The organism is Stenotrophomonas sp. ISL-67, from assembly GCF_018612915.1.
In the GTDB taxonomy this organism is placed as follows: Bacteria; Pseudomonadota; Gammaproteobacteria; order Xanthomonadales; family Xanthomonadaceae; genus Stenotrophomonas.
Map to the genome: position 1 here is coordinate 57,080 of NZ_JAGGRL010000011.1, position 14,738 is coordinate 71,817.

Genomic DNA, 14,738 nt, shown 5'->3' on the forward strand with positions numbered 1-14,738 from the left:
ACGTGGGGGAGGGAGCAGAGCCCGCTGGCAGTTCGCTGCAAGCGGGCTTTTTTACGTCTCGCCTCCGGGTCTTTGGGCGCCGATCGGTCTGGCGCGTCGACACGCGCCCGTGTTTGGCCGCACCGCACGGGGCACCTGCTTGTTGCCTGAATACCGTGGATGCCGTTCGCGGGAACCGCGGTTGCCGGGGCGCCGCGCAGCCACGCAGGGCGTGGCTCTACCGGTATCTGGCATGGCGATGACACGCCATGTGTGTCCCACGTAACGGGTCACCGCCCGACGACCCCCACGGCCCCATGCATAATCCCTGCATGCCGATCCCCGCCGATGCCGTCCCCGCTGCCCTCATCCCCCTGGTCGACCGCGCGCTCGCCCGCCTTGCGCTCAGCCTGAACGACTCAGGCCACTGGCCGCCGCCGGAACCGGTGCTGGCCAGGCTCCGCCTGCTTGCCATCACCAGCGACTTCGCCATCGACACCCTCTGCCGGCAGCCTGCACTCCTGTCGCAATTGACCCAATCCGACTGCCCGCCACTCCCGCTGCCGGAACTGGACCCGCAGCAGCCGGCCGACTGGCCCGTGCGCCTGCGCCGCTACCGCACCGCCTGCTCCACCCGGCTGATCTGGCGCGACCTCGACGGCCTCGACGACGTGCCCGCCACCCTGGCCGGCGCCACCCGCCTGGCCGAGGAGTGCCTGGCGCTGGCGCTGGCCGCGCTGGAGCAGGAATTCGCCACCCGCCACGGCGTCGTCCGCGCCGCCGACGGCAGCGCCCAGCAGCTGGTGGTGTTCGGCCTGGGCAAGCTCGGCGGCGGCGAACTCAATTTCAGCTCCGACGTGGACCTGGTCTACGCCTACCCACAGGGCGGTGAATCCGACGGCCCGCGCCCGCTTGCCGCCGAGGAATACTTCGCCCGGCTCGGCCAGCGCCTGGCGCGCCTGCTCGACGACACCACCGTGGACGGCTTCAGCCACCGCGTGGACCTGCGCCTGCGCCCGTTCGGCAGCGCCGGCCGCGTGGCGCTCTCGTTCGCCGGCATGGACCAGTACTTCCAGCGCGAAGGCCGCGATTGGGAACGCTACGCGTGGCTGAAGGCGCGCGCCGTGGCCGGCGACATCACCGCCGGCGAAGCGTGGCTGCAGACCCTGCGCCCCTTCGTCTACCGCCGCTACCTCGATTTCACCGCACTCGATGGCCTGCGCGAAATGAAGGCGGCCATCACCGCCGAAGTCTCGCGCCGCGACATGTTCGACGACATCAAGCGGGGCCCCGGTGGTATCCGCGAAATCGAATTCCTGTCCCAGGCCCTGCAGCTCATCCGCGGTGGCCGCGAAGCCAGCCTGCGCGAGCGCCGCCTGCTGCACGCGCTGCCCGCCCTGGTCGCCTGCGGGCAGATGGCAGCGCAGGACGGCGACGACCTGCTGCACGCCTACGGCTTCCTGCGCCGGCTGGAAAACCGCCTGCAGATGCTGCGCGATGCCCAGACCCACGCACTGCCCACCGACCCCACCGACCGCCTGCGCATCGCCTGCGGCCTGGGCTATGCCGACTGGGATGCCCTGCTGGCCGCACTTGATGGGCAGCGCGACCGCGTCAGCACCGAATTCGCCGCACTGCTCGCCCCGCGCGCCGGCCAGGCCGCGCCCGACGCACTGGACAATTACTGGCGCGGCCTGCCCGACAGCGGCGATGCCGAGGTACTGGCCAACGCCGGCTTCCACGACCCCAACGGCGCCGACCAGTCGCTGCGCGACTTCGCCCAATCGCTGGGCGTGAAATCGCTCAGCGACAACGCCCGCGCCCGCCTCGACCGCGTGCTGCCCGCACTGCTGCATGCCGCCACCCGCTCACCGCAGCCCGACGCCGCGCTCAAGCGCGTGCTCGGCCTGCTGCAGGCGATCCTGCGCCGCACCAGCTACCTGGCGCTGCTCGACGAACAACCCAGCGCACTGGCCCGGCTGGTGGACGTGCTGGCGCGCAGCGCACTGCTGGCCGAACGCATTGCCGCCTACCCGCTGTTGCTGGACGAACTGCTCGACGTGCGCGTCTCCGGCCCGATGCCCGACGCCGCCGCCATGCAGGCCGAGTGCGATGCCGCACTGGCCGTGGACGACCCCGAAGCCGCGCTGCGCCTGCTCAATGAAACCCGCCTTGCGCTGAGCTTCCGCATGGCCCTGGCCACCCTGGATGGCCGTCAGCGCGCGGTGGACAGCACCCGCCAGCTCGCCCAGCTCGCGCAGGCGGTGGTGGTCACCGCCTTGGCGATGGCCGATGCGGACATGCGCCGCGCGCACGGCGACGTGCCGGGTGGGCGGTTCGCCATCATCGGCTACGGCAGCCTGGGTGGCCTGGAACTGGGTTTCGGCTCCGACCTGGACCTGGTGTTCCTGCACGACCACCCGGCCGGCCAGGACAGCAGCAACGGCGCGCGTCCACTCGACCCGGGCCGCTGGTATGCGCGGCTGGCGCAGAAGGTGATGGCGCTGCTGGGTGCGGTCACCGCTGCCGGCCGCCTGTACGACATCGACGTGCGCCTGCGCCCGGACGGCGGCAAGGGCTCGCTGGTGTCCTCGCTGGCCAGCTATACCGAATACCAGCGCGAACGCGCCTGGACCTGGGAACACCAGGCGCTGGTGCGCGCGCGTGGCATTGCCGGCGACGCCAGCCTGCTCGCGGATTTCGACCGGATCCGTGCGACCACGCTGGCACGCCCGCGCGAGCGCGAGGTGCTGTACGCCGATGTAGTGAAGATGCGCGGCCGCATGCGCACCGAACTGGACCGCAGCGATGCTGCGCGCTGGGATCTGAAGCAGGGTGCTGGTGGCATCGTAGATCTCGAATTCCTGCTGCAGACCGGCGTGCTGGACAGTGCCGGCGCGCACCCGCAGGTACTGGAGCCGCGCGATACCCCGAGCCTGATTGACCAGCTCGCCAGCATCGCCTGGCTGCCGGGCGGCACCCGCAAGGCGTTGCACGAAGCGCATGCCGCGTTGTTGGACGTCGGGTTGGCCTGCACGCTGGATAGACGGCCACGCCTGGCGGTGTTGACGCCCGCGCTGGAAGAAGCCCAGCGCGTGATCACGGCAGCCTGCGAAGCAGCCGAGCTGCCGTTCAACCAAACCCCGTAGATCCACGCCCTGCGTGGATGCTCTACGCAGCGCACCCCGAATGACCGGTTACCGCGCCAGCCACGCAGGGCGTGGCTCTACGCCGGGCGATGCGCGCGACCAACCGGGAATGCGACCGCGACCCGGTAGGTTCGGTTCCCAAACGAACGCCGATAACGGTACAACGCCCGGTAGCGCATGACCTGTGCCGAAACGAACGCCTTCTCCGTCCACCGGTCATGCCATTACCGAACGTTGGCTATGCGCGTGCGGTTGACCAGGGTGCAACCCTACCGGCATTCCGGCCACCCGGTTGTTCGAATTTCCACCCATCCGCCGCACGCCAACAGGCGGTCCGCCCCCCCGCTTACGCCACCCGCGGCGCCATCTTCCACAACAGCGCACGGAACGGCGCCAGCAGGAACACGCCGATCGCCAGCTTCACCGCCAGGTCGCCTGCCGCCCAGCTCACCCATGGCAGGCTCGACCCGGCGAACGCGATGCTCCAGAAAATCGCCGTATCCAACGTCGCACTGCACGTCGTCGCCACCATCGGCGCGCGCCACCAATGGCCCCGGCGCAGCCGGTCGAACACGGTGATATCCAGCAGCTGCGCGGCAATGAACGCCAGGCACGACGCCACCGCAATCCGCGGGGTCGCAATCCAGATCGACAACAGCACCGCCAGCGCAAACCCCGCCCACGCCACCCGCCGCGCCGCCGCCGGACCAAACCGGCGGTTGATCAGGTTGCTCACCAGGAACGCCACCGGGTAGCTGAAAGCACCCCAGGTCAGCCAATCGTTGATCGGGTACTGCACCAGCACGTTCGAACCCAGCACCACCGCGCCCATGGCCAGCACCGCCAGCAGCAGCGAGCGCAGGGTCAACGGGGCAAACACGATGTCAGGGCGCGCGGTCATGGCGGCGGATTATCCCCGCAAGGCGCGGCCGCAGCCACCCCGCCCTCGTGAACCGAATAACCTCCGCTCAGGTTGATGACACCACCAACCACAACGCCCCAGCGTAGAGCCACGCCCTGCGTGGCTGAAAGCAAACCGTACATCCACGCCTACGTGGCTGAAATCACCCCGTAGAGCCACGCCCTGCGTGGCTGCGAACCCTACCAACGCTCACTGACATTGCCCGCCGCTGCGTCCGTGGTGGGCAGGAACGCGAGCGCCGTGCCCTGCGCATCGGCCACCATCCAACCGGCGCCAGCCTCGGTGGGCGTGAAGGCCAGTACATCGCCGGCTTTCAGCGCCTGCGCGGGGCTGTCGTCGCGGGCCGGCCACTGCACCACGGCCAGGTCGGTGGGGGCGTCGGGGTTCTTCAGGGCTACCTGGTAGGCGCCGTCGGCCTGGCGCTCCACCTTCTCCACCGTCAGCGGCGGCAGCGGCCCGGCCTTGGCACCCGCCGTGCCGGCGCCTGCATGCTTGGCCCCGCTACGCCGCTGCGAACCCTTGGCCGAGCCCTCGAAGCCTGCGATCGTCAGCCAGATCGGCGCGGTGATCACCGCCACGCTCACTATTGAACCGACCATTCCGTAGCTCACCGACTTATCGGTGGAGTCCTGCGCCGCCACCGGCGAACTGGCCAGCACCATCGTCAACGCCGCGGCCAGGATCGAAAAACGCTTCATGCCAACTCCTTCTGCAAAGGCGGTACCGGCAGCATGCCGCCACCGCGAAAAATCCTCAGGGCTTCGGTGCCGCCATTCCCACCACCGGCACGTGCGCCACGTTCAGTTCCTGCGCCAGCACCTTGCGCTGCTGCAGGAAATCAAACACCGATTCCACCGTCACCACCGAATAGTTGCCGGAAATACGCTCACTGGCCGGATGGTCGGTAGTGGCCGCATTGGCCGCAAAGAACCGCGCCCCCAGCCGCTTGCCCACCCCGATGTGCAGCGAACTGGGTACGTACTGCTGTTCCTTCAACCACTGCTGCACCTGTGCGCGGCGCACCAGCAACGTGCCGTCGCGCGATTGCGCGATCGCCGCCGCCAGCACCTCCAGTACCCACTGGTTGGAATTCTGGTATTCGTCGCTGAAGGGGTAGGCCACCACGCTGTAGCGGGGTTCATGCAGTGCCTTGGCCTGGATGCCGGGGGCGGTGAGCATGCTCTTCAATGTCGCGCGCACCGCCGGCGTAGGCACGCCTACGCGCAGATCGGTATGCGTGCCGGTTTCGCCGATGAAGTTGCTCAGCCCTTCATGGAACAGCGCCGACGTGGACGACTTGCAGTGGTTGAGCAGGTGTACCGTGCGCCAGGTGCCATCGCCTTCGCGTACCGCGAAGGCCAAGTGGCTGTGGCGCAGGCCGTATCTGCTGAGGTCCTGTCCGCCGCGCGCGATGATCACTACGTCCACGTCGTCCAGCGCTTCCAAGGTTTCGTCGGCGCGCTGCGCCACATCGAACATCGATGCCAGCGCAGCCGGGGTGGGGTGGCGCTGCTGGCATTCGGGTTGCTGGGATTGCGCATGTGCCGCCGGCGCGTGCAGCCACAACGCCGCGCACAACAGTGCAGGCAGCGCAAAGCGCTTCAGGGGCGGGCGTGGGGGCAAATGAGGGTAGGGCAGATCCATTGCAGTCCAGTCTCCAGCGGTACGGGGCCGCGTCGGCATCATAGCGGCATCAGGCAGTGTGCCGACCAACGGTCGGCGCTACCGGGTTTTGGTTGATTGATCCCAATCCCAATGGGCCCGTACCAATTCGTAGCCCCGGCCGTTGGCCGGACACCGCGCGCAGCGCGGCCCAAGCATCCGAAGCCGGGCAAAAACACCGCCCCCATGTTTCATCCAACGTTTAGACGATCCGAAGCCAACGGTTGATTGATCCCAATCCCAATGGGCCCATAACAATTCGTAGCCCCGGCCGTTGGCCGGACACCGCGCGCAGCGCGGCCCAAGCATCCGAAGCCGGGCAAAAACACCGCCCCATGTTTCATCCAACGTTTAGACGATCCAAAGCCAACGGTTGATCGATCCCAATCCCAATGGGCCCGCCCATCAACCCGGAATACCCAACGCCTCCCGCACCTGCAAGGCAATCCGCCCGGTCTCGCGCAGCGGCTCGATCGGCCCGGGGTAACCCCACTCCAACCAGCGTTCCTGCAGCCGCCCGCGTGCACGCAACGCCTGCTGGAACTGCACCATCCGGCCCTGCGCCTGGTGCGCCAGCGCCACCGCCACCGGCAAGCGCGTGCCGCACGCTTCAGACAGCAGGTTCACCGAATCGGGCGATACCACCACCCGGTCGGCCCAGCCCAGCAACCCCGCATACGGGTTCACACCGTCGCCGCCATCGCCCCAGATCACCCCGGGCACATCGGCGAACGCACTGCGCAGCGCGCCCACCAATGCCGGGGGCGTGCGCCGCGAGGTGGTGGCCAGCAGGCTGCCGCCCTCCGCGCGCAGCTGCCCGGCCAGTTGCCGGAACACCTTCGCCATGTCCGGTTCATGCCACGGCGCGTGCGCGGTGGGGCCACCCACCAGCAGCGCGGTGCGCGGGCCGGGCAGGTCGCCGAAGCTGGCAAACGCCGCACGGCCCACCATCAGCCAATCGTCGTCCACCGGATTCAGGCTGCCCAACAGGGTGAGCACGTTGCTGCCGCGCAGGCGGTCGTGTTCGGGCACCACCAGCAGGTCCCAATGGCGCGTGCTCAGGCGCGGGTCGAGAATCTGCACCACCTTGCTGCCGCGCCGGCGCAGTTCGCGCAGCGCCCCGGCCGCCTGGCGGCCACACCCCACCGCCAGCCCGGGCGGCTGCGCAGTCAAGGTCGTGAACGCCACGCCATAACCCCCGGCCATGCCCGGCAGCCAACGCGGCGCCACCCATTTCCAGGGCGCGCGCGGCATCAGCACCAGCGGGCGATGCACCCCCAGCTTCAATGCCGTGGCCAGGGCCACTGCCTGCCGCACATTGCCGGCACGGCCGTCAGTGATCGTCCAGGGCGGACTCCATCGTTTCACGTATGGCATTAATTCGTTTCAGTAAGGCTGGGTGTTGCAACAGTCGCGACACTCTACACTGCCAGCCTTCGCCGACCGCGCAGTGCCCCCTAAAGGTAGCGCACGGCGTGCGGGATTCCTTCTTCATCCAACGTGTTCCACCGGAGGCTTCATGTCCAACGTGCTCAACGATGCTGCGCTTGACCAGTTGTTCCGTACCGCCCGCACCCAGAATGCTTTCCTCGACAAGCCGGTCGAAGACAGCCAGCTGAAGGCCCTGTACGAACTGCTGAAGTGGGGCCCCACGGCCGCCAACTCGAGCCCGGCGCGTTTCGTGTTCGTGAAGTCGCCCGAAGCCAAGGCCAAGCTCGCCCCGGCGCTGTCCGAAGGCAACCACGACAAGACCCTGGCCGCCCCGGTCACCGTCATCATCGCGTTCGACGAAGACTTCCACGAAAAGCTGCCCTATCTGTTCCCGCATACCGATGCCAAGGCATGGTTCGAAGGCCCGCGTGAAGGCCGCCACGCATCGGCGTTCCGCAACGGCAGCCTGCAGGGCGCCTACCTGATCCTGGCCGCCCGCGCGCTGGGCCTGGATGCCGGCCCGATGTCCGGTTTCGACCCGGCCAAGGTGGACGAAGCCTTCTTCAAGGGCACCACCCTCAAGTCGAATTTCCTGGTCAATCTGGGTTACGGTGATTCTTCGGGCCTGTTCCCGCGGCTGCCTCGCCTGGCCTTCGACGAAGCCGCCCGCATCGAATAAGCGTTCCCGCCGAAGAGAACGGCCTGGAGCCGTTCTCAACGTCGCGCAGCGACGGCCCGAAGGGTATAGGCCCGGATGGCCGGTATCATCTGCCCCGTCCGTGCGGACGGGTTGTTGCATCACTTTTCCTTTTCCCTGTGAATTCGAGAGAGACCTGCCATGACCGTTACCCGCAAACTGCTCCTGCCGCTGGCTCTGACCCTGGCCATCACCGCCTGCTCCAAGCCGGCTGAAGAAACCGCTGCCCCGGCGGCCGACGCCACCCCGGCCGCGGCCACCACCCCCGCCGCCGACGCAGCGGCTGCCGCCCCGGCCGCTGAAGCCATCCAGATCGCATCGGGCACCTACACGCTCGACCCGAGCCACACCGACGTGCTGGCCCAGTGGAGCCACTTCGGCTTCTCGCACCCGACCGCGCATTTCGGCAACGTTGAAGGCACCCTGGTGTACGACGCGGCCGACGTGACCAAGTCCACCCTGGAAGTGAAGTTGCCGCTGAGCGGCCTCAACAGCTTCACCGCCAAGTTCGACGAACACCTGCGCAGCGCCGATTTCTTCGACGCCGCCAAGTTCCCGGCTGCCACCTTCAAGAGCACCAAGGTTGAAGCGGCCGGCACCAACAAGCTCACCGTCACCGGCGACCTGACCATCAAGGACACCACCAAGCCGGTGACCCTGGATGTGACCGTCAACGCCGGCGGCGAGCACCCGATGGCCAAGGTTCCGGCCGCCGGCTTCGACGCCACCACCACCCTCAAGCGCAGCGATTTCGGCGTCGGCGCGTACGCCCCGAACGTGAGCGATGAAGTGAACATCCGCATCACCACCGAAGCCACCGGCGAAAAGCCGGCGGCCTAAGCGGTAGAGCGGGGCTCTGCCCCGCTGCTCATAAAAAAATCCCGCCGAAAGGCGGGATTTTTGTTTGTGCAATGAGGCTTACGCCGCGGCGATCTTCGCCAACCAACCACTTGCAAAATCCGTCGGCAACCGCCGCGCCGGGGCGGTCAATCCGCTTTCGCGCAGGAACGCATGCGTGGCCTGGGCGAAATTCTGCCGGGCGATCAGCGCCGTCTGCTTCACCGCGCCCTGCTGCTTGCGCAGCTGCACGATCTGCAGGCTCGGTTTACCCGGCACTGCGTACTTCTGGTACCGGCGCAGCTCATCGGCCACCAGGGTGATATCGGTGTTGGCCTGCACCAGCGCCAGCTGGGCGCGGGCCAGCGGCAGCACCGCCTCGCGCATGGGCACGGTGGCCTGCGGGGCGGTGGCGGCCAGGGTGGCGTCCAGCGTGGCATCGGCGCGCTCCAGGCGCGCGATCAGGTCGGCCAGTGCCGAAAGAGAAGCTGCTTGCATCGAAAGGCACCGGCCCAAAACGCGATTGTCGCATGGTGGTGGTCACGACCAACGGTCGTGACCTACCGGGCGGTGGGGATTGCGAGGCATTCGCCGGTAGCGCCGGCCGTTGGCCGGCCCAGGCGGTAAGTGGTCAATCCAGCAGCAGTGACCCACCGGCCAAGACCCCGGTAGCGCCGGCCGTTGGCCGGCCCAAGCGGTACGCGGTCAATCCAGCAGCAGTGACCCACCGGCCAAGACCCCGGTAGCGCCGGCCGTTGGCCGGCCCAAGCGGTACGTGGCCAATCCAGCAGCAGTGACCCACCGGCCAAGACCCCGGTAGCGCCGGCCGTTGGCCGGCCCAAGCGGTACGTGGCCAATCCAGCAGCAGTGACCCACCGGCCAAAACCCCGGTAGCGCCGGCCGTTGGCCGGCCCAAGCGGTACGTGGTCAAGCCAGCAGCAGTGACCCACCGGCCAAGATCCCGGTAGCGCCGGCCGTTGGCCGGCCCAAGCGGTACGTGGTCCGGTCAACGGCCGGGGCTACCGCCCTCAATCTCCTTCGTGCTCCGGATGCGCCTTCCAATACCCCTTCGAGCGGATCCACTCCTTCGGCACCCCCAGGTGCCCCTCCACGTACTTGCGCATCATCCGCGCCCGGCGCGATTCGGTGGCGATCCAATAGAACGTATCGCCCTCCGGCTCCTCGAAATCGGTCAACACATCCTCCAGCAGCGTGCTGGTGGCCGCATCAAACCCATTGCGCTCCAGCCACGACACCCGAATGCGGTCATCGTCCGGCAGCAGCTGGCGGTCATCCGCCTCCGGAATCTCGATATACACATCCGCCCGCGCGCTTTCCGGCAGCATCTCCAGCCAGCGGCCAATGGCCGGCAGCGCGGTTTCATCGCCAATCAGCACATAGGTATCGAAGTCATCGGCGGTGATATGCGAGCCACGCGGCCCACCTACCGCAATCGCATCGCCCGCCTTGGCGTTGGCCGCCCACCGTGAGGCCACGCCATCCCCGTGCATCACGAAGTCCAGCGCCAGCTCATTGGCCTCCAGGTCCCACCACCGCGGCGTGTAATCGCGGGCGGGGGAGGGCTCCTGGCCTTCCGGGTAGCGCGGGCCTTCCGGGGTCATGGTGGGCACCACGAACTGGCCTTCCGCATTCGGGAAGAACAGCTTCACGTGGTCATCGGGCGAGGGCGACTCGAAGCCTGCCAGCGCCTCACCGCCCACGATCACCCGGCGCATGCACGGGCTGATTTCCTCCGTGCGCAGCACCTGCAGCGGGCGGAACTTCACGGTGTGGCGCACCAACTTGTTTTCATGCAAAGCCATGGCGATGTACCTGTTTCAAAGCCGCCGCAGCGGCGTAGGGGGAAAGACCTGGCTGGCGTAACGCGGGCGGGGTCGAAGTAAGGGAAGAAGGGTTCAGCGGCCCTGCGCGCGGATCTGCACCGCCGCCTCACGCAGCGCCTGGGCCACGGCCGCCGCGCTGTCGTCCTGCCACCGCGCGTGGTGCAGGCCCAGCGCCTGCTTCAGCTCGCGCATCGCATCGCGCACCACCGGCGGCAGGTTGGCCTTGGCGATCGAGCGCGCGCTGTGGCGCACCCGGTGCAGCGCCGCATTCACCTCCTCGCGCTGGGCGGCCAGCTCGGCCTGGCCCAGTTCGGTGAGCTGGTAGCGCTTGCGCCCGGCCTCTTCCAGCGCGCTCACCCAACCGGCGGCCTCGAACTGCGCCAGCACCGGGTAGATCGAGCCCGCGCTGGGCGTATACACCCGCACGAACATTTCGCTGATGCATTGGATCAGCTCATAGCCATGGCGCGGCTGCGCCGCCAGCAGCGACAGCACCAGCAGGCGCAGGTCGCCGCGGCTGAGCGGCCGGGAGGTCAGCGGGCGGGCAGGCCCATCCAGATCACGCGGAGCGGTCATTTCGATATATCGAATGGAGTGCGCAAACGATATATCGAAAACAAACCCGAGGGAACCCCTGCGCGTCTGCATCAACGCCACCGTTCAGCCAACCGCCCGCGCCAGATCGCCGCGGGACGCTCCGCCGTAGAGCGGGGCTCTGCCCCGCTGCTCTCCGCGCCAAACCCAACGCAGCGGGGCAGAGCCCCGCTCTACGCGCCTGCGACGCTCCGTCTCCCACATGGAACAGTCACTGTTCCACGCTCGCATGACAGCGTTGGCTAACCCACAGCACCGCAAATCCCCCGTGGAACCCACGAAACGTGTCGCGCGCTGTCCCCAAGACACAACGCCAGCACCTCCATACGCACCCGTAGCGAAGTAAGCAAACCCATTGGTGCGCTACACTTTGCGGCTAGAAATCTAAAACAGTCGCGCGCGTGCGTGCGGTCATGGGAGCGCTAATGAACTGGTTGAACGAGGTGCTGAACAACGACCCGAATCCTGTGGAAACCCAGGAATGGATCGAGTCGCTGAAGGCCGTTATTGATGTCGAGGGCCCTGAGCGCGCGCATCAACTGTTGGAAGGCATGGTGGAACTGACCCGTCGTTCGGGTGCTTACCTGCCGTTCTCTCCCACCACCGAGTACGTGAACACCATCGCGCCGACCCTGGAGGCCAAGAGCCCGGGCAACGCCGACCTGGAATGGCGCATTCGTTCCATCATCCGTTGGAACGCCATGGCCACCGTGGTGCGCGCCAACCGCAAGCCGGGCGACCTGGGCGGCCACATCGCCAGCTTCGCCTCCGGTGCCACGCTGTATGACGTGGGCTTCAACCACTTCTGGCGCGCCCCCAGCGACAACCACCCCGGCGACCTGCTCTTCATCCAGGGCCACAGCGCCCCGGGCATCTATGCGCGTTCCTTCCTGGAAGGCCGCATCGACGAGCAGCAGCTGGACAAGTTCCGCATGGAAGTCGACGGCGGCGGCCTTTCCAGCTACCCGCACCCGTGGCTGATGCCAGACTACTGGCAGACCCCCACCGTCTCCATGGGCCTGGGCCCGCTGGCCGCCATCTACCAGGCGCAGTTCCTGCGTTACCTGGAAAACCGTGGCCTGATCGAGAAGAGCGACCGCAAAGTGTGGTGCTTCATCGGCGACGGCGAATCGGACGAACCGGAAACCCTGGGCGCCATCGCGCTGGCCGGCCGTGAAGGCCTGGACAACCTGATCTTCGTGGTGAACTGCAACCTGCAGCGCCTCGACGGCCCGGTGCGCGGCAACGGCAAGATCATCCAGGAACTGGAAGGCGTGTTCCGTGGCGGCGGCTGGAATGTCATCAAACTGCTGTGGGGCGGTTACTGGGATGCCCTGCTGGCCAAGGACACCAACGGTGTGCTGCGCAAGCTGATGATGGAAACCGTCGACGGCGAATACCAGAACTGCAAGGCCTTCGGCGGCGCGTACACGCGCGAGCATTTCTTCGGCAAGTACCCGGAAACCGCCGCCATGGTGGCCGGTCTTTCCGACGACGACATCTGGCGCCTCAACCGTGGTGGCCACGACCCGCACAAGGTGTACGCCGCCTACCACCAGGCCGTGAACACCAAGGGCATGCCCACCGTGATCCTGGCCAAGACGGTCAAGGGCTACGGCATGGGCAGCGCCGGTGAAGCGCTCAACCCCACCCACCAGACCAAGAAGCTGGACGACGAAGCGGTGCGCCACTTCCGCGACCGCTTCAACATTCCGGTCACCGACGAACAGCTCAAGGACGGCCAGGTGCCGTTCTACCACCCGGGCCCGGATTCGCCGGAAGTGAAGTACCTGCAGGAGCGCCGCGCCGCACTGGGCGGTTACCTGCCGCAGCGCCGCCGCAAGGCCACCAAGAGCTTCAACGCACCGAAGCTGGAAACCTACGAACGCCTGCTCAAGAGCAGCGGCGAGCGCAGCTACTCCACCACCATGGCCTTCGTGCAGAGCCTGAACATCACCCTGCGCGACAAGGAACTGGGCCCGCACATCGTGCCGATCGTGGCCGACGAAGCCCGTACCTTCGGCATGGAAGGCCTGTTCCGCCAGATCGGCATCTACGCGCCGTTCGGCCAGAAGTACAAGCCGGTCGACGCCGACCAGCTCATGTTCTACCGCGAAGACCAGAGCGGCCAGGTGCTGCAGCAGGGCATCAGCGAGCCGGGCGCCATCAGCTCCTGGATGGCCGCCGGTACCAGCTACTCGGTCTCCAACGTGCCGATGCTGCCGTTCTACATCTACTACAGCATGTTCGGCTTCCAGCGCGTGGGCGACATTGCCTGGCAGGCCGCCGACATGCGTACCCGCGGTTTCCTGCTCGGCGGCACCGCCGGCCGCACCACGCTTAATGGTGAAGGCCTGCAGCACGAAGATGGCCACAGCCACCTGGCCGCTGGCGGCATTCCGAACGTGCGCAGCTATGACCCCACCTTCGGTTTCGAAGTCACGGTCATCCTGCAGCACGGCACCAAGGCCATGATGGAAGACCAGATTGATGAGTACTACTACATCACTCTGATGAACGAGAACTACACCCACCCGGAAATGCCGGAAGGTGCGGCCGCAGGCATCGTCAAGGGCATGTACCTGCTCACCGACGCCGGCAAGCCGAAGAAGAACGAGCTGCGCGTGCAGCTGATGGGTTCGGGCACCATCCTGCGCGAAGCCATTGAAGCGGCCGCACTGCTGGAGAAGGACTTCGGCGTCACCGCCGACATCTGGAGCTGCCCCAGCTACAACGAACTGCGCCGTGATGGTTTCGACGCCGAACGTTGGAACCGCCTGCACCCGGAAGACACCCAGCGCAAGGCCTACGTGACCGAGCTGCTGGAAGACCGCCAGGGCCCGGTGATTGCCGCTACCGACTACGTGCGTGCGTATGCGGACCAGATCCGCGCGTTCGTGCCGGCTACGTTCACCGTGCTGGGTACGGATGGGTTTGGTCGTTCGGATACCCGTGCGAACCTGCGTCGCTTCTTTGAAGTGGACCGGTACTACATCGCGCATGCCGCGATTGCGGCGCTGGCCAAGGATGGGAAGATGACCGGGAAGGATGTGGCCCGGGCTATCAAGCAGTACAAGATTGATCCTGAGAAGGCTAATCCTGTCGGGGTTTGATCTTTAGAGTCGCCCCAAACTCGAAAGAGGCGACCATGTGTCGCCTCTTTTCGTTACATCGCCAGTAGTGTCATAGTTCGAGAAGCTCTGAGCTAGCCACTCCCCGTATCCAAATGGCCTTGTCCCGTATCCCTAAAAGGATGTTCAAATGATTCGTCGTCCCACAAATCAAGATATCACCTGGCTTATCGATCTTAGCCGAAACGATAGACTGGATCTGGAGCCGCCTTATCAGCGTCGAAGCGTATGGACGCGCAAGGATAAGCAGTTCTTCATTGACACCATCCTCCGGAACTATCCCAGCCCCGCAGTATTTCTGCATAAATCGATCTCAGAGACCGGCTCTGCCACTTATCATGTTGTTGACGGCAAGCAAAGAATTCAGACAATCTTGGAGTTTGCCAACGACAAGCTGCGTGCAGCCAAGGATTTTGGTGACAACAGGATAGACAACAAAAAGTGGTCTGACATCCAGAAGCACGAAGACCTGATTGAATCGCCCAGGCTTTT

At 66.5% G+C, this 14,738-nt stretch carries 12 protein-coding genes; 5 read left to right on the top strand and 7 right to left on the bottom strand.

What is annotated here, in order from left to right:
• Nucleotides 1-311: 311 nt before the first annotated feature.
• Nucleotides 312-3,128: a bifunctional [glutamate--ammonia ligase]-adenylyl-L-tyrosine phosphorylase/[glutamate--ammonia-ligase] adenylyltransferase gene (glnE, locus tag J7J08_RS12410; RefSeq protein ID WP_214905962.1), complete on the top strand. Its 2,817-nt coding sequence runs from the start codon at nucleotides 312-314 to the stop codon at nucleotides 3,126-3,128.
• A 346-nt stretch (nucleotides 3,129-3,474) separates the two neighbouring features.
• On the opposite strand, the gene J7J08_RS12415 is transcribed toward glnE, so the two are convergent.
• The 4 genes from J7J08_RS12415 to J7J08_RS12430 all read right to left on the bottom strand — a co-directional run bounded on the left by J7J08_RS12415 (nucleotide 3,475) and on the right by J7J08_RS12430 (nucleotide 7,089).
• A complete protein-coding gene (locus J7J08_RS12415) occupies nucleotides 3,475-4,029 on the bottom strand; it encodes a queuosine precursor transporter (RefSeq protein WP_214905965.1) in 555 nt (184 codons plus the stop codon).
• A gap of 200 nt (nucleotides 4,030-4,229) precedes the next feature.
• On the bottom strand, nucleotides 4,230-4,748 hold the full coding sequence (locus J7J08_RS12420) for a hypothetical protein (protein WP_214905967.1): 519 nt from the start codon (nucleotides 4,746-4,748) through the stop codon (nucleotides 4,230-4,232).
• Between the two features lie 55 nt (nucleotides 4,749-4,803).
• Nucleotides 4,804-5,694 carry a DUF2145 domain-containing protein gene (locus tag J7J08_RS12425; RefSeq protein ID WP_214905969.1) on the bottom strand — a complete coding sequence of 297 codons (891 nt, stop codon included), beginning with the start codon at nucleotides 5,692-5,694 and terminating at the stop codon, nucleotides 4,804-4,806.
• A gap of 423 nt (nucleotides 5,695-6,117) precedes the next feature.
• The gene (locus J7J08_RS12430; RefSeq protein ID WP_214905971.1) at nucleotides 6,118-7,089 is read right to left on the bottom strand and encodes a mitochondrial fission ELM1 family protein; all 972 of its coding nucleotides are present in this window, start codon (nucleotides 7,087-7,089) and stop codon (nucleotides 6,118-6,120) included.
• Between the two features lie 142 nt (nucleotides 7,090-7,231).
• Here J7J08_RS12430 and J7J08_RS12435 point away from each other — a divergent pair, with 142 nt between their 5' ends.
• Both J7J08_RS12435 and J7J08_RS12440 read left to right on the top strand, forming a co-directional pair.
• The gene (locus J7J08_RS12435; protein WP_214905974.1) at nucleotides 7,232-7,822 is read left to right on the top strand and encodes a malonic semialdehyde reductase; all 591 of its coding nucleotides are present in this window, start codon (nucleotides 7,232-7,234) and stop codon (nucleotides 7,820-7,822) included.
• A 159-nt stretch (nucleotides 7,823-7,981) separates the two neighbouring features.
• Entirely contained in the window at nucleotides 7,982-8,680 is a 699-nt protein-coding gene (locus J7J08_RS12440; RefSeq protein WP_214905977.1) for a YceI family protein, read from the top strand.
• A 78-nt stretch (nucleotides 8,681-8,758) separates the two neighbouring features.
• Here the strand turns inward: J7J08_RS12440 and J7J08_RS12445 are convergent, their stop codons facing one another.
• The 3 genes from J7J08_RS12445 to J7J08_RS12455 form a co-directional block, all read right to left on the bottom strand.
• Nucleotides 8,759-9,175, bottom strand: coding sequence for a hypothetical protein (locus J7J08_RS12445; RefSeq protein WP_214905981.1), 417 nt, complete (start codon nucleotides 9,173-9,175; stop codon nucleotides 8,759-8,761).
• Between the two features lie 530 nt (nucleotides 9,176-9,705).
• Nucleotides 9,706-10,500, bottom strand: a complete 795-nt coding sequence (locus J7J08_RS12450; protein WP_214905983.1) for a siderophore-interacting protein — start codon at nucleotides 10,498-10,500, stop codon at nucleotides 9,706-9,708.
• Nucleotides 10,501-10,593: 93 nt separating this feature from the next.
• A complete protein-coding gene (locus J7J08_RS12455; RefSeq protein WP_214905987.1) occupies nucleotides 10,594-11,097 on the bottom strand; it encodes a PadR family transcriptional regulator in 504 nt (167 codons plus the stop codon).
• A gap of 443 nt (nucleotides 11,098-11,540) precedes the next feature.
• Between J7J08_RS12455 and aceE the strand changes: the two genes are divergently transcribed.
• Both aceE and J7J08_RS12465 read left to right on the top strand, forming a co-directional pair.
• Nucleotides 11,541-14,228: a pyruvate dehydrogenase (acetyl-transferring), homodimeric type gene (gene aceE, locus J7J08_RS12460; RefSeq protein ID WP_214905990.1), complete on the top strand. Its 2,688-nt coding sequence runs from the start codon at nucleotides 11,541-11,543 to the stop codon at nucleotides 14,226-14,228.
• 148 nt (nucleotides 14,229-14,376) lie between these two features.
• Nucleotides 14,377-14,738: DUF262 domain-containing protein (locus J7J08_RS12465; RefSeq protein WP_214905992.1), on the top strand; the 362-nt coding region annotated here is incomplete at its 3' end.